The following is a 26,354-nucleotide window of genomic DNA, read 5'->3' as shown; positions in this document are numbered from 1 at the left end:
GATCTGACCCCTGCATGCCAGGAATCTATTCTTCCACCCAATCCGGATCAATTCGACGATAGGTGTAAGCGTCCTCGACTTCACTAAAGCGGGGGCTTCAAATAAGAGTCCTCAGGTTTGATGCAACCCGCACCGCTCGCACCCGATTTCCATCCAATCCCATCTTATCCTCAGTCATCAGCAGATATCGTGCAAGATCGTCGACAGTTTTGTGATCTGACACCATTTTTGCAATTTGGGAAACATAGCCGTCATATTGGTCCTGAGCTGCAACAACATCCTTTATGCCAATTGGATCCCACTCCTGAAGGAGGATACGCCTGATAGATTTCTCTAGCGCATCATTCATGTTGATTTCCTGTCCTTAAAATTTACTGGCCCCAAACCGTAATTACCCAACGGATCAGGCCGCGAACTTCAACAGCTCGATCGCATCAAAATCCTGCACGCCGCCGCCGACACGTTTGGTCGTGTAAAACAGCACGTAAGGTTTGGCAGAGTAAGGATCGCGCAGCACACGCACGTCCAATTACAAGTGATAGCAGGCTTGAATCCGGTTGCCAAAAATCGAAAAAGCTTGTTCACCTCGGAGATAGAAGCTTATCGCGATCGATATTGGTCTCAGGGATGATGTCCACCTTATTGGTGTAACAATAAACTTTATTCGGTTCTCAGCTTAATGAATATATCGGGTCTCTTTTCAATCGCAGCTAAATATTGTGGGTGTTTGCCTACATCGTACAGATAGAGAAGATATGCGAAGTCAGGGAATTCTTCTTCTTCCAATGTTTCTTGCCCAAATATATTTGTTTTCAGCAACACACTCGCGTCATCCGATATGTAGTAAACAAATCCCTTTGGATTCTCCATTACATTCATGCCAACATACCCAGCATTCCTATACATGATCTTACAAACAGCATCTATCAGATCATCTAATCCATTATCAGTAAATTGCGCATCCTTTTTTCTGTTTTGTATTCCAAATAGTATATGATTTTTGGCAATCATTTTTAGTCCCCGTTGTGTTTAGTTCCGTGCTGATCACCTTTTTTTACTAGAGCCAAGTCCCTTCATGATTGCCTCCGAAATCTCCTTATTGAGGTGCTGATGACCGCCATCGCCATGAGGATCGAATTCAAATCGCAGGCGATCCCGCTACGAAGCGGCTATTCTCTTGTTAATATTCTTCGAGAGAGTTTTCTCATCCACGTTATAATAAGTGATACGCAGAGCATCCTCGTTCTGTTCCAGGCCGCACCTGCGAACGGTCCTCAGTTATCATTCCAATACGACACCAAAACCCTCAAGAAGTTGCCAAACACTGCCGCTATAGCGTTTCCAGTCTCGGCGCGACCCGAAAAGTCCTCAGGACCTTCCCTCACGAAGGCGTCGTTGAAACTCAGCCATTGCGCCGGGGTCATGGTCAATGAGCCTGTCAAGCAGATCATCTTTGTCGGCGGCCCAATGAACAAAAATATCACCGCCACTTCCTGATCGTCTCAGAACAAATCCATCAACGCTCGGGTCAACGATTTCACATTCATCTTCTGCGACCACACCAAGTCCGTCATGGCCTTGGTACAGGACGACAAGATGCATCCGCTGTCCATGTCTTTTCAAGGCTGGATTATTGGCCCAATAGAATGCATAGACCTCCAACGGCTGTTCTTGATCAAACTCACGCAACATCATGATATTAGTCCTTGTTTTTTAATTTTATGTCATAGGCTTTGCCAGTGTAGAAATTAAACTGATAGTGAACCTCAAGAACTTTCCCATCCGGTTTTCTATGTGTCACGTACATTTTTTGCCATCCATTTTCCACCGGAAAACGTGGATCGTTGTTAAGTCCGTTCAGGAGTTTGCCGGCGCCTGGATCACGTATAACTTCGTTCCATAATACCTGCTCTTCAAGATTGCGGGGTTCCGTTGCTTCATAAGGTTTAGCCGTCGAAACCTTATCATAATCGATCTTGTGGCCCGGAACCGGCGGGGGCAGAGTCGGCCTTGGCTCGGCAAGCGGCGAGTCCAGCAGGCCACCATACCGGCCCCGCTGTCCACTGTTTGACGGATTGTTCAGCGGCGGGCCGCCATTTTGCCCCAACCAATTGCTGCTCAGTTCTCGTTCTCGATACTCCGCTTCGCGTGCAACGCTCTCATTATAGCGGATGAGCCCTTCGGCACTGTCATAAAGTCCCGGTTGCGGTTTCCATCCGGCATCACGTTGCTGAACCCTGCGGACAGCCTCGTCGGCACGTATCCTTGACGTCTCAATCCGCAGTTCCTGCTCAGGGGTCACTTCCTGCGCCCGCCCGGCTATGATGCGGATGTTTGGGCCACTTCCGCGACGCCCGCCACCCGACTGCGCCAACTGCACTGGCGTTCCATCCGGTGCTTTCGGGCCGGTACCAGGCGTCTTGGCCAGCGCTACACCACCGACGAAGCGGCCATGACCGGAGACAATGCGCGTCTCGCTTGCCGGCTTGCTGGCAGTTCCCCACCTGCGATCAAACGCCTCTTGTGTAAGCGGCTTGCCGCTCCCGCCGCCCCCGTCATCGGTCCACTGCCCGCCGTCGGAACTGCCGGCGGGTACACGCGGCTGGTCCGGATTGTATTTTCTGACCCAGATCTGGAAAGGTTCGTAGAGTAACGAGCGGCTTTTCAGTTCACTGTTCTCTTGAGCCAGGCTCGCCAGCCAAAGGAGGTTATGTTCCCGTGGCGGACTGCGCTTCAGCGCCTCGATCAGCACCTCGTTGGCCTTGATGTTCCAGAGTATTTTCAGCTCATGCGAATTGAATGGCGCCGACATGAATGTGCGCTCCGGAAACGACAGGATTGGGTGAAATGAGCAATTCGACGAAGGTCTTAAGGCGCGTGAACGTTGGGGCCAGGACGAGCCGAAAATGGTGGTTTTCGAGACCGGAGCACCGTGTGCATGCTCGTCCATGAGCATCGGACCACGCAGGCCGTCCTGGCCCCAACGGATCAGGCCGCGAACTTCAACAGTTTGATCGCATCGAAGTCTTGCACGCCGCCGCCGACACGTTTGGTCGTGTGGAACAAAACGTAAGGCTTGGCGGAATAAGGATCGCGGAGCACACGCACGCCGATCACAGGGTGGTAGCAGGCTTGAATCCGTAGCGAAAATCGAAAAAGCTTGTTCACCTCGGAGATAGAAGCTTATCGCAATCGATATTGGTCTCAGGGATGATGTCCACCTTATTGGTGTAACAATAAGCTTTATTCGGTTCTCAGCTTAATGAATATATCGGGTCTCTTTTCAATCGCAGCTAAATATTGTGGGTGTTTGCCTACATCGTACATATAGAGAAGATATGCGAAGTCAGGGAATTCTTCTTCTTCCAATGTTTCTTGCCCAAATATATTTGTTTTCAGCAACACACTCTCGTCATCCGATATGTAGTAAATAAATCCCTCTGGACTCTCCATTTCATTTATACCAACATACCCAGCATTCCTATACATGATCTTATCAACAGCGTCTATCAGATCATATAATTCATTATTAGTAAATTGCGCATCCTTTTTTCTGTTTTGTATTCCAAATAGTATATGATTTTTGGCAATCATTTTTGATCCCCGTTGTGTCTAATGAATTTGATAAAATCCTGCAGCGTCGCAAATTCTCCCCGCTCTCTGATATCTTCCCTCGACCTGTATACCATGAAACTGACGTCGCGTCCGGTCTGGGCCTCCATCGTGTCTCTTAGCCTCAAAAGACCAAGCCGCTCAAGTGTCTCTGGCTCGTATATCGGCTCTGTTCGCGTTCAGCCTTCCCGCAGCGTTATTCTTGCATCCTCCGCCCGTCTGAACAACGTTTCGCTGGCAATCGCCACATCAAGATCACTTCGTTCAGCACCATCGTGAAGCGCTCGTGACGTGAAGCTTCTGCCGGTAACCGCACTGCCGCGCAGATGGATGCTCGCATCCCTTATTCCGGTTCGGCCAGCCGGTTGCGTACTGCAGAGCCAAAAGCAGTGCATTGCTCCTGATCCACAAAGCCATAGGGAATGAAGCTACCGCGAATATTCACACCTTGATTGAGCTCGGCCAGTCGCTCATTCGCTTCGCGCCTGATACTTTCATTGGCTGCAATTTCGCTTTCGACATCCTCATAAAGGCGAGCTTGTGGGCGCCAGTTCGGATCACGTTGCTGCACAGTTCGAGTCGCTGCGTCCGCACCGTCTTGTGCCCGGGTAAGCCGGAGCTCCTGTTTTGGGGTTATCTCTTGAGCGCGACCGGCAATGGTACGGATCGTCGGTCCACCGCCACGACGACCGCCGCCCCGGCTTTGCGCTAAAGTGGCCGGCGTTCCATCCGGTGCCTTGGGGCCAGTTTCTGGTTTGGGTCCAGCCGCCACCGCACCGCCCCACCGCCCATGGCCGGAGGCGGGTTGCGCACCACCTGTCACTCCGCCGCCCCCGTCATCGGTCCACTGCCCGCCGTCGGAACTGCCGGCGGATACACGCGGCTGGTCCGGATTGTATTTTCTGACCCAGATCCGGAAAGGTTCGTAGAGTAACGAGCGGCTTTTCAGTTCACAGTTCTCTTGGGCCAGGCTCGCCAGCCAAAGGAGGTTATGTTCCCGGGGCGGACTGCGCTTCAGCGCCTCGATCAGCACCTCGTTGGCCTTGATGTTCCAGAGTATTTTCAGCTCATGCGAATTGAATGGCGCCGACATGAATGTGCGCTCCGGAAACGACGGGATTGGGTGAAATGAGCAATTCGACGAAGGTCTTAAGGCGCGGGTTGGGGCCAGGACGAGCCGAAAATGGTGGTTTTCTAGACCGGAGCACCGTGTGCATGCTCGTCCATGAGCATCGGACCACGCAGGCCGTCCTGGCCCCAACGGATCAGGCCGCGAACTTCAACAGTTTGATCGCATCAAAATCCTGCACGCCGCCGCCGACACGTTTGGTCGTGTAAAACAGCACGTAAGGTTTGGCAGAGTAAGGATCGCGCAGCACACGCACGCCGGTACGGTCCACCACCAGATAGCCCCTCGCGAAATCGCCAAAGGCGATCGGCGTCGCCTTGTCGGCGATATCCGGCATATCCTCCGCCTCGACAAGTCCGAAGCCGAGCAGCGAGGCCTGGGCGCCGGGCGTTGCGGGCGGCGTCCAGAGATAATTGCCGTCCCTGTCCTTGAGCTTGCGGATTTCGGCCTGCGTCTTGCGGTTCATCACCCAGTTGGCATTCTGGCGGTATCCGGCCTTCAGCGCGTAGATCGTATCGAGCAGAATGTCGGAAGCATCGGCGGCGGGAAACTTGCCGGCAACGCCCGTCGAAAGCGAGCCGAGCTTGCCCCATGACCAGGCGCTTTCTGCCACGACGTCATAAGTCAGGAAACCGCGCGGCTTGTTGATGCCATCGCCGCTGATGAAGGCTTTGCCCTCCTGTTCGGCAAAGGCAGTCTCCACTTCCGTCGATATCCATTGCTCTACGTCGACCGCCCCGTCGTCAAGCAAAGATGATGTCGCCGCCGGCATGGCGTAGAGTTCCATGGTGGGAAACTGCAGCTCTGCCAGTTTCGAGCCTTCCGTCTGCGGGCGAATATCCGTTTCGCTGACCCAGCCAACCGAAGGTCCCTTGATCGAGTAAGGCTTCTTCAGCACCGAACCCGACACCTGCCGCACGGAAGCAATATTGCGGATTGGCGAGATTTGCGCCAAACGCGCGCCAATTTCGGTTTCGAGCTCCGGCGGCACCAGGTAGCCGCCATCGCTTGCCGAACCGATCGTATGCGCCTTGGTTTCGATGACACGCAGAGCGCTTTCATCGCCGCGCCGCACATAGATTTCAAAGGCATTCTTGTGCTCGGGCGAAGACACTTGGCGAACACCGCCATCCAGCGCAGGGCGGGCCTGTTTCAATTCCAGGCGATCCAGGGCGCGCTTTTGCGCGTCCATTTCAGTGTCCAGGCGTTGCAACTTCTCGGTCGTCAGAACATCGACGCTCCTGCCTTTCTCGATGTCGCCGAGGCGAAGGTCGTTCGTGGCTTTGTATTCGTAAAATATGCGGGAAAATTCGTCAAAACTGTCAGCGTTGCCTAGTACCTTGGTCTCCAGCATCGGTTCGTGCAGAGGGTCATGTGCGTTCATTGCTTTTCCTTTGGTTGTTAAATTGAATTGTTAGAAAAATGCGCGAAAGCGGTTCTCCCGCGCCGCTCGAAGCTGCGAAGGGGGTATACGCCGGCGAGACTTCCTGTTTTTTTGCGGTGAAGCGTTGCTCATATCCGGCCCCACCCTTGCCGATGGCAGCATCGGGGAAAGGTGCGACGGAGATTTCCCTTGAGATCGCCTCGTAGATATGCCTGATACCGCCCGAAGCGGCTTTGGCCTTGATCGTCTTGAAGCCGATGGAAAGGCCATCGACGGCGCCGGAGCGCATCAGCTCCAGCACTTCAGATGCCTTGGCAACGCCCTTGGCCAACTTGCCCTCGACATAGAGCCCGCGCTTGTCCTCGCGAACTACCGTCCACGTACCGATGGGCTGGTTCGGATCATGCTGCCAAAGCATACGAATGCCGGCGGCACCGCGTGTCTGGATCGACTTCAGAAAGGCTCCTGCCTCGATCGCATCCTTGCCGAGGTCGACTTACAGCGCCCCTATTTCAATTTTACGGCAAACAGCAACAATCTCTGCCCCCCAACTAGGTTCAAAATATACCAATAACAGGCTTCCCGATCTAATATCATTGAGAAGGCCTTTAATACTTTTAACATCCATAAAAGGGGAGTCGCCACCGATTTCGGTGGCCCAACTAATTTTTTCTAGTATGCCTTCATCATTCGAGTCAATTCCAATTGGTAGTATTCTTGATATCACATTTTGATGTATGAAATCGTTAACTCTAAACAACTTACATTCAATTAATTTTATATTTTTTACTTTATTGTCAACAGTATTTACACTTATATGTAAATCACCACTATTTATTTCAATTTTTATCACCTCAGCGTCGTGAAAATCCTCTAAATTATTTACCACTACTGATCTCCTTATTCGTCTATTGTAGGGTCAAAAGGGCGTCCGGACCCGCGAACAGCTTTTCCGTTTTCATCACGCTCCCAATCATGCACATGCGGAATGCCATATCCATGATCATGATTACTATCTATATCTTTGATGGGCTTGCCATCCGAGCCATATATTCTTACCTGCCCGTTTCCCGGATTCTTATATCTGGAACCTGGGGTGCCTTCATTAGGTGTTTTGGACGATCGGTGGCTCAGCACCGCATCGCTCATGCCACTAGGTCGTGGCAGCAATGTTTGCAGAAGTTCGTCACGTCGACTTTGCTGCCCGCTGCCCGGCTTATCATTCAGCGGCGGACCGCCATTTTGCCCCAACCAGTTGCCGCTCAGTTCCCGCTCTCGATACTCCGCTTGGCGCGCTACGCTCTCATGATAGCGAATGAGCCCTTCCGCAGTGTCATAAAGTCCCGGTTGCGGTTTCCACCCGGCATCACGTTGCTGAACCCTCCGGACAGCCTCGTCGGCACGTATCCTTGACGTCTCGATCCGCAGTTCCTGCTCGGGCGTAACTTCCTGCGCCCGCCCGGCTATGATGCGGATGTTGGGGCCACTTCCGCGACGCCCGCCACCCGACTGCGCCAACTGCACAGGCGTTCCATCTGGTGCTTTCGGGCCCGTACCAGGCCTGTTGGCCAGCGCTGCACCACCGCCGAAGCGGCCATGACCGGAGACAATGCGCGTCTCGCTTGCCGGCCTGCTGGCAGTTCCCCACCTGCGATCAAACGCCTCTTGTGCAAGCGGCGATCCACTCCCGCCACCCCCATCAGTCCATTGGCCGCCATCGGCGTTTCCCGCTGAAACACGCGGCTGGTGCGGATTGTATTTTCTGACCCAGATCTGGAAAGGCTCATAGAGCGTCGAGTGGCTTTTCAGCTCCGCGTTTTCTTCTTGCAAGCGCGCCAGCCAGCGGCCGTTGTAGTCGCTCTGCGGCGAACGTTTCAGCGCCTCGATCAGCACCTCGTTGGCCTTGATGTTCCACAAAAGCCGATGCTGGTTGGAATAATCCTTGTCCGGCAGGGCATCGGCAGGCAGGCTCTTCACCTGTCCCACCCTTGCCGATGGCAGCATCGGAAAGGTGACGACGGAGATTTCCCAAAGGTCCGCCTCGTGGATATGCCTTATACCGCCCCTACCGGCTTTGGCCTTGATCGTCTTGAAGCCGATGGAAAGGCCATCGACGGCGCCGGAGCGCATCAGCTCCAGCACTTCAGAAGCCTTGGCAACGCCCTTGGCCAACTTGCCCTCGACATAGAGCCCGCGCTTGTCCTCGCGAACTACCGTCCACGTACCGATGGGCTGGTTCGGATCATGCTGCCAAAGCATACGAATGCCGGCGGCACCGCGTGCCTGGATCGACTTCAGAAAGGCTCCTGCCTCGATCGCATCCTTGCCGAGATCAACCTCGCCAAACAGGCTGGCATAGCCGGAAAAGCTGCCATCCTGCGCAATTGCTTCGACAGTGAGCCCGGTATATTTCTTCTCGAGTCTTGGCAGGAAACGCCTATCGGACATCGGCGATATCCCTTTCGTTCGAGGAGCTTGCGTTGATTTGCGGAGGTTTTGATTCACCGATGCGCGCGGCGATGCGAGCGAAAATGCCGAGCGACGTCCAGGCGGCGAGGCTTGCCGCTGTCGCCCCCATAAGCATCAATTCGGTTTTCCCGAGCTCACCGCCAATATCGAGTTCGGCAGCGATCTTGATCCCGGCTACGCCTCCGAAGGCAAGACCGCAGACGATGCCGACTATGAAGCGAATGGCCGCTTCGCTCTTGTCGCGCGGCAGCATGTAGGCGAGGGAGACGGCGGAGCCTGCAATCGCGCCCGCCGCCTTTGCCGCCAGAATCCAGGCGGCATCGGACCATTGTGTCATCTTATTCTCCCTGATTTTTTGGGGCGTAGCCGACTGCTTCCCGCTTCTCCTCATCGCTGAGGAACGGCGCAGCGCCGATCCGCTGCCACAAGGCATCACGCTCCTGGCTAAGCCCGTCGACGCGGTCGAGATCGGGTTCGATGCGCAGATCATTGCCGTAGACCGGACCGAGCCAGGCAGCGAAAGCCTTGGCTGTTCGTGTCACCATCGGGATGACGGTCAGGCGATAAAAGGCGCGGTTGGCCTCGGCATAATTGGCGTAGGTGTTGTCGCCGGGAATGCCGAGCAGCATGGGCGGAATGCCGAAGGCCAGCGCTATATCGCGGCTTGCTGTGTTCTTGGCGGCAATGAAATCCATATCGAGCGGCGACAGCGCCATGGATTTCCAGTCAAGCCCGCCTTCCAGCAGCAATGGACGACCAGCCTTTGCCGCGCCCGTATAGCCTTCTTCCAGCTCGCCCTTCAGCCGCTCGAACTGATCTTCCGTCAGGTGGCTGGTCTCGCCCGGCGCATAGACGAGCGCTCCCGAGGGCCGCGCAGAATTGTCGAGCAGCGCCTTGTTCCACGAGCCGGAAGCGTTGTGGATATCGAGCGCCATAAGCGCGGCTTCGAGCGGTGCGAAGCCGTAGTGATCGTCGAGCGGGTGAAAGAGCTTCAGGTGCAGCCCCCGCCCCTCGTCAAGCGGGATTGTCCGTTTCTGCGCGCCGACACCGTAGTTCAGCGCGATCGGCCAGCCATTGTCATCGGCAATGATACGAACACGATCCGGCCGCAGGAGGTGCAGTTCGCTAGCGCCGCCGCCGCTCTGCACCCGCTCCACATAGGCGTTGCCGGAGAGCAGCAGATGGCCATAGAGCGCCTCGAGGAAGCTTGTGCCGTCGATGCCACGGTGCGGGTTGGTCAGAAGACCGAGCAGCGGATGTTCGCTGTGCTCCGTCTTGCCCTCGTAGAGCAGCCAGGGTGTTGCGCCGGCCGCTTCCGCCAGATGACGGACGCAGCGGTAGGCAACGGGATTGCGCATGAAACCTTGCCGTGAAAGCCCGACATAGCCGCTTTGCGACCAGCGCGCCTCCCGGTCGAACTGCAAGGCGACGAAGCCCTGCGCCGACTTCTGCTGCAGATACGGGTTCTCATTCGCAGCGCGTCGGCGCCACGGCCAGTTGAGTGCCATGCGGGGTACTTTCTTTTTGGTGAAACGTTCAGGTGGACTGCAAAAATCTGTTCCCGGTCCGGAGATTAGCCCACCACGCGTATCCTCGGGCTGCCATCGCGGCGCCGCAGGAGATCGCTGAGCGCCCAGACCAGCGCGTCCACACGATCAGGAGAGCGTCCACTCGACAAGCCGTCGTGAGCGAAGTCACACATTTCATCCTCCAGCATGGGAAAGCGCGCCGCATGGCGCACCCTGCCCTGTTCATAGAGCGCTGCGATGGGCTCGGCCCGTAACGCCTTGCCGCGGTTGGCCCGCACCGAACGCACGGGAACGCTATCGTCCTCCGCAGCGATGACTGCGGCCACCATGTCACCGCCCTGATTGACCTCGGCAATGATCAAATCGGCCTCCAGCCGGTGAAACAGCGCAATCGCCCGTCTGGCCCATTCGTGCGGCTTGGCCGGTGCGAAACTCTCGTCAGCGAGCACCCATGCCATTTCGTTTTCATCGAGGCCGGCAGCCACGATACCGCAAGCGTCGGATTTCTTCGTTGCGCTGGCCGGAGGATCGATCGCAACGACGATGCGCTTCAGTTCCGGCACGTCTGGCGAGAACACGTTCTCCATCGTCAGCCGGGACCACAGCGCGTCCGGGCTCTCCTCGATGACCTCGCCGTCGAGTTCCTGCCGCCCGAGCCGCGTGCCGCCATAGAGCCCATTGACATGACTGACGAAGCCGGATGCGAGGTTTTCCGCATTTTCCCGCGTCCGCATACGCCAGACGGGAATCGCCGGATCGGTCAGCATGCTCTTGATCAGGCCAAGCGGTCTTGGCGTGGTCGTCACGACCTGCCGCGGATTCAACCCGAGGCGCAGGCCGAATTGCAGCATGTCCCAGGTTTCCTGAACATGTTTCCATTTGCACAATTCATCGCACCAGGCCGCGTCAAACTGCGGTCCGCGCAGACTGTCCGGGTCCTCCGATGAGAACATCGACGCCGTGGCGCCGTTTGACCAAACGAGACGCCGCCGTGTCGTTTCGTAACGCGGCCGCTCGGCCCGCGAGACCGACATGATGCCCGATGGACCATCGATCATGACTTCGCGCACGTCCGCCAATGTTTCGCCGACCAGCGCGATATTGCATGATCCTTTCGACGCGAACGGAGGGAGACGCAAGGCCACGCCGTTGACCCACTCCGCACCCATCCGGGTCTTGCCGGAACCTCTACCCCCGAGTATGAGCCATGTCTGCCAGTCAGAGCGCGGCGGCTGCTGCGCCGTCCTGCCCCGGAACATCCACTCCGGTTGGACCGCCCGCGCTTCCCTGTCGTTCAAGTTCCTTTCGGACCAACTCTCTCGCTCGGATGTCGGCAAGTTCATCGATCCTTTCGTCAATCTTTTTGAGCACCGCGCGAAGTTCATCGGCACTCAGGCCGCCCACGGCTTGCGCCCTCGTTGTTGCAAAGCGGTCTTGTAGATCGCTCACGCGATCGATGGTGCGGGCAAGAAGCGCCAGGGCATCGAGCCTCACTTTGCCCGGCGCCTCTCGATCCAACGAGGAAAGCGTATCCAGTTCCTTGCGCAGCAGATCCATGATCCGCTGGGCAAGACGCAACTGCCCGTTTCCCTGTTGCATATCGCTATAAGAAAGACCGTCGCGGTTGAGCGCGCGCAGGAATTGCTGCGCATTCAAGCCGAGCACCGGCGCAATCTCGGCGGCGGACATGCCATATTCACGGCAAAGCATAAATGCGCTTCGCCGGCGCATAGCGGCGGCAAAATTGACTGTCATGAATTGTCCCTGGGAGAAGATTGAAACGAATCCACGCGCCCGGCCAACCGGCCGGCGAGGTATTGGACTCACATTTCCGACGATGACTAAAACCTACAGGACAACCGTTACGCGGTCAAGGATTATATTCTTAACTAAGAAAATTTTCTTAAATGCGTGAAAACAGGACTTTGAGAATTCAGCCTGATGAGTCAGCTGGTGTGCTTTGCGAGAACCGGAGCGCAGCGACGTTTGGTTCGCAAGCCGCGGAAGCGCCCCTCATGCCCATCACGGCGAGTCATCGAGGTCCTCTATGCCTTTTTCCAGCCGAGCGCCAGCAGCCCTGCCCCGATCATCAACGATCCGCCCGTGCGATTCACGATACGCTGGACCTTCGGCTTGCGGATGGTCTGGCGCGCCATCGATGCCATCACGGCGTAGGTTGCGGCATTCAGTGCCGCGAGAACCAGGAAGGTTGTTTCGAAGATCACCATCTGCGTGAATATCGGGCGGGTCGTATCGAGGAACTGCGGCAGGAAGGCCACGAAGAAAATGATGCTCTTGGGATTGAGCGCCGTTACCACATAGGCGTGGAGGAAGATGCGGTGGGCCTTCTCGTTCTTTTCCGGCGTTTCGCCTGTTTCAGGATTGGCAACCGGCGCACGCCAGAGCTTGATGCCAAGATAGATAAGGTATGCGGCACCAACCCATTTCAGCACGGTAAAGATCGCTGCCGATGCCGCAAGCAAGGCGCCTAGGCCGAGCATGGACGCAGTCATCGCGGTGAAATCGCCGAGCGCGACACCCGCAACCGTCGCCGCTGCAAAGCGCCGGCCATGGCCAAGCGCGTAGGAGATGACGAGAAGGATCGTCGGACCCGGAATGGCGAGAAGAATTGCCGATGCCGCAACGAATGCCAGCCAATGCTCAATGGACATGCCCATGCTCCCACTTGGAAAAATGACACCAATCCACCGGATAGGCGCAATTGCAAGGGGAAACTTTTTGGCAACAGTCCCGGTCAAATCTCCATATCGGGAGCGCTTGCCCTTGTGACATTAATCACAAAGGCGGTATTCTTTTTACGGGATGGAATGACCATATATTGAAGCTTAAACAGCCCCTTCAAGAAGCTGTTAAGCGATATCCGTTAAACCATGTGCCTTCAGGGGCAAGTATGGCTTAGCACAGGGCGGGCAAGAAGTTGATGAACGCGCCAAGGCCGGACAGGAAACGCAAGCGATTCAAGGTCTCGCCGCTGCTTGGGCTTGATGCCTGGATCGATTCAACCCTGTACGAAACGCGCTTTCGCCTGGCAGAATTCTGGGAAGACACCACCATCTTCTTCCGCCGCTTCCACGTCACGGGCTGGCGGCGCGCGATTTTTGAGGTTTTGGGCGAAGCATTCACCTGGGGTACAGTCGGTTCCGTGCTCATGCTGACACTGGCAATCCCGGCCTTTCATGAAACGGAAAAGAACTGGCGTACACGCGATGATTTCGCCGTGACGTTCCTTGACCGCTACGGCAACGAGATCGGCCAGCGTGGTATTCTGCACCGTAGCGCGGTACCGATAGACGAACTGCCGGACCACGTCATCAAGGCCGTCCTTGCTACGGAAGACCGCCGCTTCTTCGACCATTTCGGCATAGATTTCCTCGGACTGTCGCGCGCCATGACGGAAAACCTGCGCGCCAATTCCGTTGTTCAGGGCGGCTCGACCATCACCCAGCAGCTGGCGAAAAATCTGTTCCTCACCAATGAGCGAAGCCTTGACCGCAAGATCAAGGAAGCTTTCCTCGCACTCTGGCTGGAGTCGAACCTCAGCAAGAAGGAAATCCTGCAGACCTATCTCGACCGCGCCTATATGGGCGGCGGAACGTTCGGCATCGCGGCGGCTTCCGAATTCTATTTCGGCAAGAGCGTCAAGGATGTCAATCTGGCGGAGGCGGCCATGCTGGCCGGGCTCTTCAAGGCGCCGGCGAAATACGCGCCGCATGTCAATCTGCCGGCAGCCCGTGCCCGCGCCAATGTGGTGCTCAGCAATCTCGTACAGGGCGGACTGATGACCGAAGGTCAGGTTGTGGGCGCACGGCGCAATCCCGCAACCGTGGTCGATCGCGGCCGCTCGGAAAGCCCGGATTATTTCCTCGATTGGGCCTTTGACGAGGTCAAGAAGGTCGCGCAGAAAATGCCGACCCATACGCTCGTCGTCCGCACCACGCTCGATACAGGAATCCAGAAGGCAGCGGAGGAATCCGCGGAATACCACCTTCGCCAATTCGGCAAGGAATATCACGTCAACCAGGCTGCAATCGTGGTTCTTGAAAACAACGGCGCGGTCAGGGCTATTGTCGGCGGCCGCGACTATGGCGAAAGCCAGTTCAACCGCGCCACAGCCGCGCTGCGGCAGGCGGGCTCGTCTTTCAAGCCCTATGTATATGCGGCTGCCATGGAAAAGGGCATGACACCGAAGACTCTGGTCTCCGGTGGCGCGGTTTCTTGGGGCAACTGGTCGCCGCAGAATTACTCGCGCCAGTATCTGGGAAAGATCGACCTGACAACAGCACTGGTCAAATCCATCAATACAGTCCCCGTGCGGCTCGCCAAGGACTACCTGACGACCGCGCCCATCGTAGCGTTGACCAAGGCGTTTGGCGTTGAATCGCCGATCAGCTCGCATAAGACCATGGTGCTGGGCACCTCCGGCATGACCGTCATGGATCAGGCAACCGGTTACAACGTCTTCGCGACCGGCGGCATCGCCGGCATGCGTCATCCCTTCACGCAGATCCTGAGCCAGAATGGCGATGTCCTGTGGGATTGGAAGAAGGATGGCGTGAAACCGCACCGGGTTCTTTCGGTGACGGCGGCGGACAACATGAACATCATGCTGTCGCAGGTGCCGGAATGGGGCACTGGCCGGCGAGCTGCCTTGCCGATGACGCGGGCGGCGGGCAAGACCGGCACGACGCAAAGCTATCGCGACGCATGGTTCGTTGGCTTTACCGGCAACTACACGGCTGCTGTCTGGTTCGGCAATGACAATTTCACACCGACCAAGGAATTGACAGGCGGCATCCTTCCGGCAATGACCTGGCAGCGCTTCATGAACTATGCCCATCAGAACATCGATCTCAAAGCCATCCCGGGCATCGACCCAACCATGCCCAAGCAGGACAAGGTCGCGGCGGCCAAGGCTGAAGAGGCCGTTGACGATGATGCGCTGAAGGCGGAAGAGCGGCCGCGGGTTCTTTCAGGCGCCAGCGCAACGGCCATCCGTGAAATCGGCCAGGCGCTGAAAGCCGCGCCGCAGCTCAAACTGCCGATCCTGCCCTCGAAAGTCTCCGCACTTTGATTGCATGCCCCAACACTCGCGTGTACTTCTGATTCGATGTTTCGAAATGTTTTCCTTGCCCTTATTGCGCTTGTGATTGCTGTCGGCGGCGGCACGCTGAGCGCGTGGTATGCGGTCAACCGTTTCGATGGCTTTGGCGCGCTGACCGTGGGCCAATGGACCGGGCATCCAGAAGCCGGCACACCCCTTTCCGATCCCTATGCCAAGGCGCGGGCGGCCCGCGAAGGCGCCTTTCCGCTTGGGTCGGCAGAGGGTCTCGCCTTCTATGCCTATGACGATGATCAGGGTCAGGCACTCGACCGGCGCTGCTCCTACAAGATTGAAGGCAATAGCCCCAATTCGCGTTTCTGGACGCTCTACGCAGCCGACCGCTCGCTCATCGCACTTGACCCGGGTAAGGATCGCCTGCCTGCGCTGCATTCACGGCAAATATTCCGCCAGGAGAATGGGCGGTTCGTCGTGCTCGTTTCGCCCAAGGCTCAACCGGGAAACTGGCTTGCGACGATGGGCGCGGGACGGATGGTGCTGGTTATGACGCTCTATGACACGCCTGTCGGCAGCAATTCGGGTCTCGTCGACATGACATTTCCGGCGGTCACGAGGATCAGCTGTGATGGGTAAGCTTGTTCGCGCCCTGCTCTTTGGTCTCATCGGAGCCGGCATCGTTCACATCGCGGTTGTCCTGCTCGTGCCCCTCTATTCCGATCGCAACGCCTGGTCGCGCATTTCCGCCTATGGCGATGACTGGCAATTCCATAGCGTTTCTCGGGACCAGGCGCCCGGAACCGTACCGTTAGCCTTCGATCCACTGTTTCAGGCAGCGGCCTGCCGTTTCGATATCGAGGATCTTCCCGCCCACATCACCGGCGTCGGCACGACACCTTATTGGTCGATCTCCGTCTACAACCGGCAAGGCGAAAACACCTACTCGATCAATGATCGCACCGCGATCGCCGACCAGCTCGATTTGGTCATCGCGACGCCGCTGCAGATGATCGAACTCAACAAGACCAAGCCCGCAGCGGCGGAAAATTCCGTGCTCATCGAGGCCGACATGGACGAAGGCTTTGTTGTCATCCGCAGTTTCGTACCGGATGAGTCCTGGAAAGACGAAGTCGGTTCCTTCCTCAAGAGCGCCAGCTGTACGCCATTGCTATAAACGACGCAGCGATTGGATCCAATCGCCGCGTCGTCAAGCGTGAATGCTACTCCTCCAGAGGCACGTGCGCTGTTTCGCGCGCCAACAGCAGCACCAATCCCGTCACGCAGGCCGCACCTGCCACATAGATCGAGATGGCGTAGGAGCTCGAGTAGCTTTTGAACAGCGCCGCCATGATCAAGGGAGCCAATCCACCGCCAACAATCCCGGCAAAAGTATAAGCGAGCGATGCGCCCGTGAAGCGGATTCGGGTCGGGAACTGCTCGACGATGAATGATGCCTGCGGACCGTAGAGACACGCATGCACGATCAGGCCGCCGGCGGAGGCGAGCACAATCGCCATGGTATGCGCCGTGTCGAGCAGCGCGAACATAAGGAAAGCCCAGACTATTGCGCTCACGACACCGAGTGCGAGCACCGGTCGCCGTCCCCAACGATCGGATATCATCGCAAACAGCGGAACGGCCAGCGCGTTGAACCCCGTACCAATCAAGAGAGCCATCAACGCCGTGGACCTTGGCAGTTGCAGCACGGTTGTCACGTAGGTCAGCGTGAAGACAACGATCAACCCATAGAGCACGTCGCCGCCGATGCGCGACCCCCCGGCTAGCAAAAGGCGGCGCCAATGATTGGTGACGACCTCCTTGATCGGCGCTTTGGCCTTGGTATGCGCCTCTTCGAGATGCTTGAACATCGGGGATTCTTCAACGCCGCTGCGAACCCACAGCCCAAAAGTGACCAAGGCGAGACTAAGAAGAAAAGGGACGCGCCAGCCCCATCCGAGGAAAGCTTCATTGTCCATGAGCGACGTAAAACCATAGATCAGGCCGGTTCCAAGGAGGGTGCCCAGGGCGGGTCCCATCTGTGTCCACGAGGCATTGAGTCCCCGCTGGTCCTGCCGTCCATGCTCGACCGCCAGCAAGACCGCGCCCGCCCATTCGCCGCCGAGAGCAATACCCTGCACGAAGCGCAAAATTATCAGCAGCAGCGGCGCCAGTATTCCGGCGGAGCCATAGGTCGGCAGCAGGCCGATGGCTGCAGTCGTGAACCCCATGATCACCAGCGTTATCACAAGGACAGCGCGGCGGCCGATCTTGTCGCCGAGGCGGCCAAAAAACAGGCCGCCGAGCGGGCGTGACAAGTAACCGACTGCATAGGTGGAAAACGCCAGCATCGTGCCGACCATGGGATCCACGCTCGGAAAGAACAGCTGGCTGAAGGCCAGGGCCGCCATCGTGTTGTAGATGGTGAAATCGTAATATTCGAGCGTCGTACCAACCATGCTGGCAAGGGCGAGACGCTTTGGATGGGCTGAAGGGAAGCCGATACTATCGGCGGTGCCGGTGATTGATGACATTGAAAATCTCTCTATTGAAATGATTCAAGAACAAACTTAGCGCGCGCAATAATCCGCAATAGGATACGCAGCCGCCACTCGTGTCAAGCACGCACGTGCGCTAAAAGCTGATTTAATGAGCAAAGATGCCAATTGCCTGAATAACAGGCAGCAGTTCAGCCTGGCTGCGGCATCCTATCGAAATATCTACGCGGTGATTTTGGTTTGGCGCGCTTTGGCGCTTCCGGTGCATAACGCTCATAGCGCACGCCGGGGAAAATCGTGATTTCGGCGGTCGTCTGCCGTTCGTTGTCTGCAAGGGTGCGGCGCTTGTTTGCGCTGCCTGGAAATGTGATGACCAACCCCATATCGCCCATCCGTTTTAGGATGTGTCGAAATTCGCGATCATGACGAGGCGAAAAACGGTGGTTTTCGAGAACCGGAGCTGAGCGTACTTGAGGTACGTGAGCACCGGATCGCAGAAAAATGCCGTCTGCAGGCCGTCATGGCGTGAATATCAACGCATCCGAGTTCGTTGATCTCCTTGATACGCCGATGCTTACGCGCGCACGATTTGCGCCATAATTTTCATTAGCCCATCGATGGTTAACGGGTTGCTAACGCTTCACGGCTAATTTTAGCCATTGTTTAACCTCGTACTGCGTCTCGTGGAGTTGTGTTCGTGAAGTATCCTGAGTTTCGGGCGCTTGAAGACCGCAGTAGCGGCAGCAAGGCTGACGATCTCCTCACCGCGTCAATTACTGCCTTCTGCTGCGTCGCAAGACCGGCAAAGAGCGATGTGCAGCAACTCGAGGACCTCGCGGTGCCGCTCCTCGCCCTCGCCTCGCAGCGTGTGCGGCGCCATGCTGCGGCCGCCCTGTCGGAATTTTCCCACGCGCCGAAACGGCTTGTCATCGCGCTCGCGGAGGACGAGGTGGATATATCCGCGCCGCTTCTGCTGCGTTCGCCGGTGCTGAATACGTCTGACCTGATCGATATAATCGCGCATAAGGGCCTTGGCCATGCACGGGCGATCGCGCGGCGCGAGATCACCGATCCTGAACTTCTGCGTGTGCTGCATGGGTTCAATGACCCGGCCATTGAACGTGCTTTGACGCCTCAATCGAATTCCGTCCATGGGAGGGAAAGCGACATGCCAGATACCCAGCCGACCCAGGAATCGCCCCGCCTGCGTGAAACGCGTGAGGCTTTGAAGGCGCTGATGCGGGACAGCGATGCCGGCTTCTCCAGCGATCAGGCTTTGGCCGAACATCTTGTCGATGCGGCGCTTCTCGACCAGACCGCATCCTTCGAACAGGCGTTTGCCAGCGCGCTTGACCTCGATACCGAAAGTGCAAAACGGATCATCGGCCATGGCCTGAATGCAGAACTGACGATCGCGCTGGCGTCTCTCGGGCTTTCTGCCGAGGCCGCACATCTGGTCCTCACAGGGCTGTTCGGCCTCGTGCACAAGGATCTGCATTCGCTGCGCCTCTTCGTGCAATCCTATCGCCAGATTGATCAGGAAAAAGCCGGAGCGACCGTCGAGCGCTGGAAGGCCAAGGAAAACTCGCTGAAACTGCGGCAGAAACTGCGCGAGATGGCCGCGGACTTCGAGAACGGCGCGCGCAAGGTCTCCTAGGTCGTGAACTCATAAATCAGACGGTTTACGGCCTAGCCTTTCGCGACTGGAAACAGTTCGGATCGGTCGCCGCGATAATCCTCGATCTCGACAATCCACAAATCCCGATCCCAGCGCTTCTGCTTTTCCAGATCGTCATTGATTTCCATTTCAGCCACGCCGGTCTTCAAGGGTGTGAACAACCGCTCAGCGGGCTTGGTTTCATCATAGACCATCTGCGGCGCGGGCCCGAAAAGATCGTAGCTCCCGTCGGCGTTGCGGAACTTGATAAAGATGGCACCAGCCTCAGCCGCACCTTTGTTGCTGAGTGCCGCAAACGCACCTGAGCCGTTCACGCGCCTGACCAGTGCGGCGACCCAGAATTCAGATGTCAGGCGCATGCAATTCTCTCAATTCGAGCGAAAGCGCTTTCTCTCACGCAAGGGGGATAGCCAGAGCCTAGAGCCTTTCATAGCCAGATGGAAGCGTTCAGGTTTGAAAGCATATTGGTTTGCAAAGCAAACCAACGGCTCGGTTCCAGCTGACTATGAAAGGCTCTAATTTATTAAACCTATCTCCTGCATCTTGGCGAGCAGCTTTTGATCCGGCTCGCCCGTCACCGGTAGGCGAAACAGCTTCTGGAACTCGCTCACGGCACTTTTGGTGGAGGCACCAACCTTGCCGTCAATCTCGACCATGTCATTGCCGAATGCACGAAGGCCCGCCTGAACCCGAACGATTTCTGCGGGCGACAATGCGTCAGCGCTTGCGACGGCCGCACTGTCTTGCGTTGGACTGGTCGAAACCTTTTGGATTGTAGCTTTTTCTTGCGTCTGTTCCGGCTTCTTCTCCGGTATGGCAATGCTCGCGGTGGTCTCACTGGCATTGTCGACGGCCTGCTCGGGCTCGATACCCATGGCGGCCGTTGCCTTGCGATAGGCATCGATAGCGGCACGCGTGCCTTTGCCCGAAACACCGTCTACAGTGCCGCTATAAAAGCCGAGCGCCAGCAATTTCTGCTGCAGCTTGGCAACTTCCGGATCGCCGCCCGGCGCCAGAACCGGGTCACCATTGATCGCAGCGGCAATCGGGTCCGGGCTCTGCGGAATGGGAACGGATTTTACCTTGCGAATGGGTGCGTCGGCTGATTGTGCCTGCGAGGTACCGCCCGGCAACGAAATATTACTTTGCTTGATGGGTTTGAAGACGAGCTCCGGCCGTGTCCGGAAGAACACGCCGTCATGGACATGGGGCTGATACCAGAGCGCATTGGCGGAGATGAAACCGAGCGTGACCAGGAAGGCTGTCGTGCCGCCGGCAATACCGGGATTGCTGGCGATCAGACTGCCAGTTGCGAAAACAGCCACGGCAAACTTGCCCCGCCTCGGAGCGCGCCGCTTGCCGCTAGGCCGACTTACGGGCTTCCTCATGGGAACCTCCCTCGATATCGCTTTCGATCTTGAATTCGACAATGTTCGCCTCGTCCGGGAAATGTTCGATCACGGGACCGTCCAGGGGAATGCGCACATCGACAACCGTGCCCTGCCCCGGAGTGCTCTTGATCCTCATCTCGCCGTCATGCAGCCCGACGAGGCCCTTGACCGTGGCAAGGCCAAGGCCCGTACCTTCGTGGTTGCGCGTGTAATCGTTCTGCACCTGCCGGAACGGCTGGCCCAAAGTCTTGAGGTCCGCCTCGGCAATGCCAATGCCCGTATCGCTGACGGAAAATGCCAGCATGTTGTCTTCGATCAGCGCGTCTATAGTGACGACGCCGCCGCTTTCGGTAAACTTGATGGCGTTTGAAACCAGGTTGATCAGCACCTGATTGATGGCGCGGCTATCGGCAACGACGTTGCCGATGCGCGGGCTGACGCGGTCGCACAGAGTTACGCCTTTTTGCGAGGCCTGGTGCGCCATCATGTCATGCACCATGGTCACGGCATTCTTGAAGGCAAAGCTCTCCGTGAAGATCGGATAGGTGCCCGCCTCGATCTTCGATACATCGAGAATGGCGTTGACGACCGAAAGGAGATGATTGCCTGACTGGTTTACAAGTTCCACATATTCACGCTGGCGTCCGGCCGGCAGCTTGCCGCAAATCTCCTGCAGCAGCACATCGGAAAAGCCAATTATGGAGTTCAGCGGTGTGCGCAGTTCATGGCTGACCGAAGCAAGGAACCGGCCCTTGGCGATTTCAGCGGTTTCGACCTCGCGGCGTGCAACTATCAGTGCGTTGCGGTCAGCCACGGCCTGCGAAATATCGGTCGCGACAACGACGAAACCTGTCTCCTCGCTATGCGGCACAGCACGCAGGCGATAAGTGGCGAAGCGCACGCTATGGGCATGTTTTGGCGTGGCCCCCGGCGCAACACAACGCAGCTTGATCTCCGCCGTTGCGCTCGTGGCGCCGCTCTTCATGTCCGACAGGAAACTCAAAAACTGCACACGATCCGACACATGCACGCGGTCAAGCAGCGGTGTGCCCATCAGGAGATTGCGTGCGATGCCGAACTGATCCTGCGCTTTGGGGGACAGCGAGAGAATGAGCCCATCCGTCCCAAGACTGAACACGACGCCATCGATGGCATTCTCCAGATCGGCCACGCGATCATCGCGGCGGGCCGCAGCAATCCGAGCGGCGACAGTGCCAGTGGTCCTGACAATGAGGGCCGCCAGATATCCCAATGAAGCAAGCAGCACCAGGGGTGACAATGTCACGCTTTCACCTGCCCGCATCGCAACGACAAGGAATATTGCGAGCACACCGGCGGCAATACCAGCCGGCAGGCGAATCGATTTCTCATTGCGGCCGATAAACCAGGTTTCGAGTGGGATGGCCGCGGCCATTATCCAGAGCAGCAAATTCGCCGATGGTGCGGTGACGCCGATTGCGGCGACAGACAGAGAATAGGCCAGAAGCGCGCTCATGCCGACCAACTTGCTGTTCTTCGATACCGAAAGCGCCCCGCAAAAGATCATCGGAAGCGCCAGAACGCCAGCAACCAAGCTTAGTACCGCATCGAGTTCACTTGCGATCGAGTGGCTGATGGTCAATGCGACAGCCAGCATCAGCGGCATACCGAGAAACGCGCCGGCCATGCGCGCGTCCCGCTCGGCGGTGGCACCAGTAGCGGACGGACTGACCCAGCGCTTGCACAGGCGTTTGTAGCCTGCCGCAATTTTCGACTGTGTGACGGAGTGGATCGGCACCAACTTTTTCCTGCTTTCCGCGAAATCCGGCCAGAGCCGGATAAGTCGCGGTCATTTCCCGAATGCTCTCTGCAACATTCCTGTCGGCGTTAACTTTTGCAGATGAGGCTTTAAGGAAAGGATAAAGCGGGGCCGCCCGACGCCAAGCGAACCGTGTTTCAAGCGATTGTGACGGTCATGGTAAATGAAGGGTTTCGGCTTTGACCCGCTTTGCCGTCCGATCCGCAGCGCACCGGTGTCGTGAACCGCTTCAGCGCGGTAACGGCGAAACTGAGCGAAAGGTTTGCATGGCTGCCGCTTCAACCCCGGTTACCCTCAGCAGTTATTAATCGTTCGTTTCTATGATCGTTCAAATGCGGAAATGCGTTTCAACGGGTTTTTGCCGGATCTGTGTCAGTGTCCACCACGAAGGGTTGAATAGCGACGCTATAGAGGACTGCTGAAATGTTCTTTCTGATCAGGTTTGCGATCAAGTTCTGCTTCTGGATGATGCTCATCTCCTTGTTCATTCCCGTGAACCCGAAAGATCGGCCGCAGGGAGGTATCCAGCCCGGCCCGATCGAGGCTCTTCTGGCAGCACAGGAGACGATCAGCGATCTCAGCGATTTCTGCACCCGCAAGCCACAGGCGTGCGAAACGGGCAAGGCCGCACTTTCCAACGCCGGCGTCCGCGCAGGCGAGGTCGCGAAGGTCGGCTATGACTATCTGGATGCACGCATGGGCGAGAGTTCGAAGAAACCCGGCGCGCAAAACGCCGACACGGAATCCGGGCAGGGAGACGCCATAAAGGCGAAACTGCGTGAAATGGCCTTGCGCGAAATCCTCGATGCCGCCACCCGCCAGCGCGAACAGGCGAACGAGGTCGACGACAAGACCCAGACCGGCACCGTCTCCCGGCAGTGATCGCGCTTTTTCGATTCAGGCGGTGACGTAGAGGATTCAAATCACTATATGTGATGTATGGCACAGACGATCGACGATATTTTTGCTGATTTCGACTTTCTCGATGACTGGGAAGATCGCTATCGGTATGTCATTGACCTCGGCCGCGACTTGAAGCCTTACCCGGAAGAGGCGCGGGATGCCGCTCACAAGGTCAGGGGCTGTGTGAGTCAGGTCTGGCTGAAGAGTACGCTCAATGCTGACACCGATCCCGTCATCGAGTTTGTCGGCGATTCCGACGCGCATATCGTGCGCGGTCTCGTCGCCATCATGATGGTGCTCTATTCCGGTAAACGCGCTTCCGAGATCATGGCGATCAACCCCGAAGTAATATTGAAGAAACTCGGCCTCGACGAACATCTGACGCCGCAACGGTCCAATGGCCTGCGCGCCATGATCGGCCGTATTCGCAGCGAGGCGCAGAACGCCCTCACCCCCGCCGAGGTCACGCAGCATTAATTTTGAAACACCGGCCGGTAATCGTCCGTGCCCCAGTGGATGATCCGCGAGCTTCTTCGCACGAGCGCCGGCGGGTGATAGTGCCGGTCGAGTACGGCCAGCGCCGTTTTGAGGATCAGTTTGGCCGAGCGCGCCGGCCATTGCCGTTCGCGTTCAACAGTTTCCAGCCCTTTCAAAAAGCAGCACACGTCGATCAGCACACCCGACAGTTCCGGTCCGACGGCCTCCAACGCCCGCTCGACACGCTGACGCGCAGCGAGTGCCGCCTCTGTGATCTCCAACACGGCATTGGCGCGTGAACCCGGCCCCGTGACATCCCAGTTGACGCTGATCGAGGGCATGAGATTGCCGAGGGTGAAATCCGATCGCAGCCGCTCGCCGGCTTTGAAAGCCTCATCGTTGATCAGTGGCAGGCCCTTTGCATCCCTGCGGTTGCGCAGCATCGCCAGCGGCGACTCCATGGCATTGCTGCGCACCCGCACCGACCCGTGCTCATCGGCAATGGCAATGATCGCTTCACTCCGGTGCTGCCCGGCGTAAGGGTCGTCCGTGCATTCGAGACGGCGAAGCCAGGTGCGCCCCGCGTCGCTGATCGATACCTTACCTTTGCTCAAAGCCCCGAGACCTTGGCTCAGCGCGAACTTCACAACCTTTCGTGTCGCGGAAATCGTGCCATAGGCGCCGCTTTCCAGCACCAGCTTGTCCAAATTTTGCGTCTCGACAATTTCGGCGCCACCTTTGGCAATAAAACGCAGCAGCCGGGCAATTTCCTTGCTGGACGGCTCGATCATGCGCGCAGTCTCCCGCTTTCCACATAGGCTACCCGGATGATATTTTCGATCGTCTGGATGATCCGGTCGAATTCCATATCCTCGCGCATGTCTTCGACCAGATGGCAGGCATGATTGACCGTGCTACGATCGCGGCCGAAGGCGCGCCCCACTTCACTCATGGTCAACGCCAATGTCACATGCGCCACATACATGCCGACCTGCCGGACCCTTGCCACCGAACGCTCACAGCGCGAATGGGAACGCAGATCCCGGCCGCTTACATTGAAAAAAGCCGACAGAATATCAAGTACGCCATCGCATAGCTGGAAAAGACGCTCATCGAGCGGCGCATCCTCGTCGACGACCGGCAGCACAGACCGCTTGAAACGGCAGCGTCTCGGCTTCAGCGTATCGGTGACGGCCCGGGCTTCGGCTCCGGAGCGGATCAGGCGGGGCAAACTCGAAGACATTCTCACTCCACTTTGAATGTAGGAATATCTTCTTATATCGAAGCGAACAAGAGCGTGGATAAGTTTTCCGTCGTCCGCTTGCTAACCATCTGTTATGGATCGGTTTTTTGTTTTACCACCGATTTTTATAGGACTTTTATCCTACACCATCCGCGTTTGTCCATACTGCGTCTATCCCTCAACAAGGAATGGAAGCATGTGGGCAATCGATTTGGCCAAACAACGGAACGCGTTTATCGCGGCAAAGGACAAGCATGCGAGCGAGGCGCGGCAGCGCCTGGTTTTACGGATACTCTGCAACGCCGATCTCGATGAATTGATCGCGCAGGATGATGAATCAAAGTCTCAAATGTGCAGGCGGCTGAAGCGCCTGATCGAGCGTGAGCGCCTCAAAGGCGTTAAAGGCCACTGGAGTTACGACCTCAATCGCCACATTGGGTTGAAGCAGGCGCTCGATACATTGAAGTCATCGTTGCGGGAAGACGCTGTCGGTGAATGATCGTCGCCGGCGATGCCACCCGCAAACACGAAACGGCGCCTCTCGGCGCCGTTTCATCCTTATTTCATAGACCACCCAAGATGCGGATCACCGTGGCAAAAACCGCGCATCAGATGTGCATCAGGTTGGCAAAGGTTTCAAGCGGCCTTCTTGCGCTTGCGACCCAGGCCCATATTCTTTGCCAGACGCGAACGGGCTGCTGCATAATTCGGAGCGACCATCGGATAGGAAGGATCAAGGTCCCACTTCTCACGATACTGTTCAGGGGTCAGATTGTAGTGCGTCATCAGGTGGCGCTTCAACGACTTGAACTTTTTGCCGTCTTCGAGGCAGACAATAAAATCATCCGCGACAGACTTTTTCGGATTGATGGCTGGCTTGGGTTTTTCCTGGATGGCAGTTACCGCTTCCAGACCACCGCCAACCCGGCCAAGGGCAGCATGAACATCCGAGATGAGGCCGGGCAGATCGCCGGCCGGCACTGAGTTGTTGCTCACATAAGCAGCAACCAATTCTGCTGTGAGTTCCAGCAGCACGTCACTACCAGTTGTGTTTGAATTGTCGAACGTGGTCATCTAAGTCCAATTCCTTCGTCTAATTTGAAATCTGGATAGGTAGATTAAAATCACCAATATAAAGTCGATAACAGGCGAAGTCTCCTACGCCATTG

General features: G+C 57.0%; 27 protein-coding genes and 4 pseudogenes. 7 read left to right on the top strand and 24 right to left on the bottom strand.

Annotated features, from left to right (window positions below; genetic code table 11):
• Positions 1–97: 97 nt before the first annotated feature.
• From J2X72_RS12390 to J2X72_RS12310, 17 genes and pseudogenes are all read right to left on the bottom strand, one after another.
• Entirely contained in the window at positions 98–349 is a 252-nt protein-coding gene (locus J2X72_RS12390; RefSeq protein WP_310072346.1) for a hypothetical protein, read from the bottom strand.
• 54 nt (positions 350–403) lie between these two features.
• Positions 404–523, bottom strand: a pseudogene (locus J2X72_RS12385) (phage major capsid protein); the annotation flags it as partial.
• A gap of 137 nt (positions 524–660) precedes the next feature.
• Positions 661–1,011 (bottom strand): hypothetical protein, encoded by a 351-nt coding sequence (locus tag J2X72_RS12380; protein WP_310072345.1) that lies wholly within the window; start codon positions 1,009–1,011, stop codon positions 661–663.
• Between the two features lie 357 nt (positions 1,012–1,368).
• Positions 1,369–1,695 carry a hypothetical protein gene (locus tag J2X72_RS12375; protein WP_310072343.1) on the bottom strand — a complete coding sequence of 109 codons (327 nt, stop codon included), beginning with the start codon at positions 1,693–1,695 and terminating at the stop codon, positions 1,369–1,371.
• Between the two features lie 4 nt (positions 1,696–1,699).
• A complete protein-coding gene (locus tag J2X72_RS12370) occupies positions 1,700–2,812 on the bottom strand; it encodes a hypothetical protein (RefSeq protein WP_310072341.1) in 1,113 nt (370 codons plus the stop codon).
• 176 nt (positions 2,813–2,988) lie between these two features.
• Positions 2,989–3,114, bottom strand: a pseudogene (locus J2X72_RS12365) (phage major capsid protein); the annotation flags it as partial.
• A gap of 129 nt (positions 3,115–3,243) precedes the next feature.
• Entirely contained in the window at positions 3,244–3,594 is a 351-nt protein-coding gene (locus J2X72_RS12360; RefSeq protein WP_310072339.1) for a hypothetical protein, read from the bottom strand.
• A gap of 361 nt (positions 3,595–3,955) precedes the next feature.
• Entirely contained in the window at positions 3,956–4,705 is a 750-nt protein-coding gene (locus J2X72_RS12355; protein WP_310072337.1) for a hypothetical protein, read from the bottom strand.
• 172 nt (positions 4,706–4,877) lie between these two features.
• Positions 4,878–6,125 (bottom strand): phage major capsid protein, encoded by a 1,248-nt coding sequence (locus J2X72_RS12350; RefSeq protein WP_310072335.1) that lies wholly within the window; start codon positions 6,123–6,125, stop codon positions 4,878–4,880.
• Positions 6,126–6,266: 141 nt separating this feature from the next.
• Positions 6,267–6,618, bottom strand: a pseudogene (locus tag J2X72_RS12345) (HK97 family phage prohead protease); the annotation flags it as partial.
• A 3-nt stretch (positions 6,619–6,621) separates the two neighbouring features.
• Complete coding sequence (locus J2X72_RS12340) at positions 6,622–7,014, bottom strand: hypothetical protein (RefSeq protein ID WP_310072333.1); 393 nt, start codon at positions 7,012–7,014, stop codon at positions 6,622–6,624.
• A gap of 1,079 nt (positions 7,015–8,093) precedes the next feature.
• Positions 8,094–8,573, bottom strand: a pseudogene (locus J2X72_RS12335) (HK97 family phage prohead protease); the annotation flags it as partial.
• On the bottom strand, positions 8,563–8,931 hold the full coding sequence (locus tag J2X72_RS12330) for a DUF6107 family protein (protein WP_209997557.1): 369 nt from the start codon (positions 8,929–8,931) through the stop codon (positions 8,563–8,565). The pseudogene J2X72_RS12335 and the gene J2X72_RS12330, both read right to left, overlap by 11 nt.
• A gap of 1 nt (position 8,932) precedes the next feature.
• The gene (locus J2X72_RS12325) at positions 8,933–10,102 is read right to left on the bottom strand and encodes a phage portal protein (protein ID WP_310072330.1); all 1,170 of its coding nucleotides are present in this window, start codon (positions 10,100–10,102) and stop codon (positions 8,933–8,935) included.
• A 65-nt stretch (positions 10,103–10,167) separates the two neighbouring features.
• A complete protein-coding gene (locus J2X72_RS12320) occupies positions 10,168–11,382 on the bottom strand; it encodes a terminase large subunit domain-containing protein (RefSeq protein ID WP_310073015.1) in 1,215 nt (404 codons plus the stop codon).
• Entirely contained in the window at positions 11,342–11,812 is a 471-nt protein-coding gene (locus J2X72_RS12315) for a hypothetical protein (RefSeq protein WP_310072328.1), read from the bottom strand. The genes J2X72_RS12320 and J2X72_RS12315 overlap by 41 nt, the downstream gene beginning before the upstream one ends.
• 356 nt (positions 11,813–12,168) lie before the next feature.
• Positions 12,169–12,795: a LysE family translocator gene (locus J2X72_RS12310; RefSeq protein WP_310072327.1), complete on the bottom strand. Its 627-nt coding sequence runs from the start codon at positions 12,793–12,795 to the stop codon at positions 12,169–12,171.
• 269 nt (positions 12,796–13,064) lie between these two features.
• On the opposite strand from J2X72_RS12310, the gene J2X72_RS12305 reads away from it, so the two are divergent.
• From J2X72_RS12305 to J2X72_RS12295, 3 genes are read left to right on the top strand one after another with little or no spacing between them, the layout of a single operon-like run.
• Positions 13,065–15,215 carry a penicillin-binding protein 1A gene (locus tag J2X72_RS12305; protein ID WP_310072325.1) on the top strand — a complete coding sequence of 717 codons (2,151 nt, stop codon included), beginning with the start codon at positions 13,065–13,067 and terminating at the stop codon, positions 15,213–15,215.
• Between the two features lie 36 nt (positions 15,216–15,251).
• On the top strand, positions 15,252–15,836 hold the full coding sequence (locus J2X72_RS12300) for a DUF1214 domain-containing protein (RefSeq protein WP_310072323.1): 585 nt from the start codon (positions 15,252–15,254) through the stop codon (positions 15,834–15,836).
• A complete protein-coding gene (locus J2X72_RS12295) occupies positions 15,829–16,374 on the top strand; it encodes a hypothetical protein (protein WP_310072321.1) in 546 nt (181 codons plus the stop codon). Before J2X72_RS12300 ends, J2X72_RS12295 begins: the two co-directional genes overlap by 8 nt.
• 46 nt (positions 16,375–16,420) lie before the next feature.
• Here J2X72_RS12295 and J2X72_RS12290 read toward each other — a convergent pair whose 3' ends face one another.
• Positions 16,421–17,731: an MFS transporter gene (locus tag J2X72_RS12290; protein WP_310072319.1), complete on the bottom strand. Its 1,311-nt coding sequence runs from the start codon at positions 17,729–17,731 to the stop codon at positions 16,421–16,423.
• Between the two features lie 661 nt (positions 17,732–18,392).
• Here J2X72_RS12290 and J2X72_RS12285 point away from each other — a divergent pair.
• Positions 18,393–19,352 carry a DUF2336 domain-containing protein gene (locus J2X72_RS12285; protein ID WP_310072317.1) on the top strand — a complete coding sequence of 320 codons (960 nt, stop codon included), beginning with the start codon at positions 18,393–18,395 and terminating at the stop codon, positions 19,350–19,352.
• 32 nt (positions 19,353–19,384) lie between these two features.
• On the opposite strand, the gene J2X72_RS12280 is transcribed toward J2X72_RS12285, so the two are convergent.
• From J2X72_RS12280 to J2X72_RS12270, 3 genes are all read right to left on the bottom strand, one after another.
• A complete protein-coding gene (locus tag J2X72_RS12280) occupies positions 19,385–19,732 on the bottom strand; it encodes a DUF1491 family protein (RefSeq protein ID WP_310072315.1) in 348 nt (115 codons plus the stop codon).
• 156 nt (positions 19,733–19,888) lie between these two features.
• Positions 19,889–20,761 (bottom strand): peptidoglycan-binding protein, encoded by an 873-nt coding sequence (locus tag J2X72_RS12275; protein ID WP_209997572.1) that lies wholly within the window; start codon positions 20,759–20,761, stop codon positions 19,889–19,891.
• Complete coding sequence (locus J2X72_RS12270) at positions 20,736–22,541, bottom strand: ATP-binding protein (protein WP_310072311.1); 1,806 nt, start codon at positions 22,539–22,541, stop codon at positions 20,736–20,738. Before J2X72_RS12270 ends, J2X72_RS12275 begins: the two co-directional genes overlap by 26 nt.
• Positions 22,542–22,985: 444 nt before the next feature.
• On the opposite strand from J2X72_RS12270, the gene J2X72_RS12265 reads away from it, so the two are divergent.
• Both J2X72_RS12265 and J2X72_RS12260 read left to right on the top strand, forming a co-directional pair.
• Positions 22,986–23,444: a DUF5330 domain-containing protein gene (locus tag J2X72_RS12265; protein WP_310072309.1), complete on the top strand. Its 459-nt coding sequence runs from the start codon at positions 22,986–22,988 to the stop codon at positions 23,442–23,444.
• Positions 23,445–23,501: 57 nt separating this feature from the next.
• Positions 23,502–23,942 (top strand): SufE family protein, encoded by a 441-nt coding sequence (locus J2X72_RS12260; protein ID WP_310072307.1) that lies wholly within the window; start codon positions 23,502–23,504, stop codon positions 23,940–23,942.
• Here the strand turns inward: J2X72_RS12260 and J2X72_RS12255 are convergent.
• Positions 23,939–24,733 carry a DUF6456 domain-containing protein gene (locus tag J2X72_RS12255; protein ID WP_310072305.1) on the bottom strand — a complete coding sequence of 265 codons (795 nt, stop codon included), beginning with the start codon at positions 24,731–24,733 and terminating at the stop codon, positions 23,939–23,941. The genes J2X72_RS12260 and J2X72_RS12255 overlap by 4 nt on opposite strands.
• Positions 24,730–25,185, bottom strand: coding sequence for a helix-turn-helix domain-containing protein (locus J2X72_RS12250; RefSeq protein WP_209997577.1), 456 nt, complete (start codon positions 25,183–25,185; stop codon positions 24,730–24,732). Before J2X72_RS12250 ends, J2X72_RS12255 begins: the two co-directional genes overlap by 4 nt.
• 196 nt (positions 25,186–25,381) lie before the next feature.
• Between J2X72_RS12250 and J2X72_RS12245 the strand changes: the two genes are divergently transcribed.
• Positions 25,382–25,684 carry a cytoplasmic protein gene (locus J2X72_RS12245; RefSeq protein ID WP_310072303.1) on the top strand — a complete coding sequence of 101 codons (303 nt, stop codon included), beginning with the start codon at positions 25,382–25,384 and terminating at the stop codon, positions 25,682–25,684.
• A gap of 137 nt (positions 25,685–25,821) precedes the next feature.
• Here the strand turns inward: J2X72_RS12245 and J2X72_RS12240 are convergent, their stop codons facing one another.
• On the bottom strand, positions 25,822–26,259 hold the full coding sequence (locus tag J2X72_RS12240) for a MucR family transcriptional regulator (protein WP_112527519.1): 438 nt from the start codon (positions 26,257–26,259) through the stop codon (positions 25,822–25,824).
• Positions 26,260–26,354: the final 95 nt, after the last annotated feature.

Source organism: Phyllobacterium sp. 1468, from assembly GCF_031455525.1.
In the GTDB taxonomy this organism is placed as follows: domain Bacteria; phylum Pseudomonadota; class Alphaproteobacteria; order Rhizobiales; family Rhizobiaceae; genus Phyllobacterium.
This window is presented reverse-complemented; position numbering and strand designations above follow the sequence as displayed.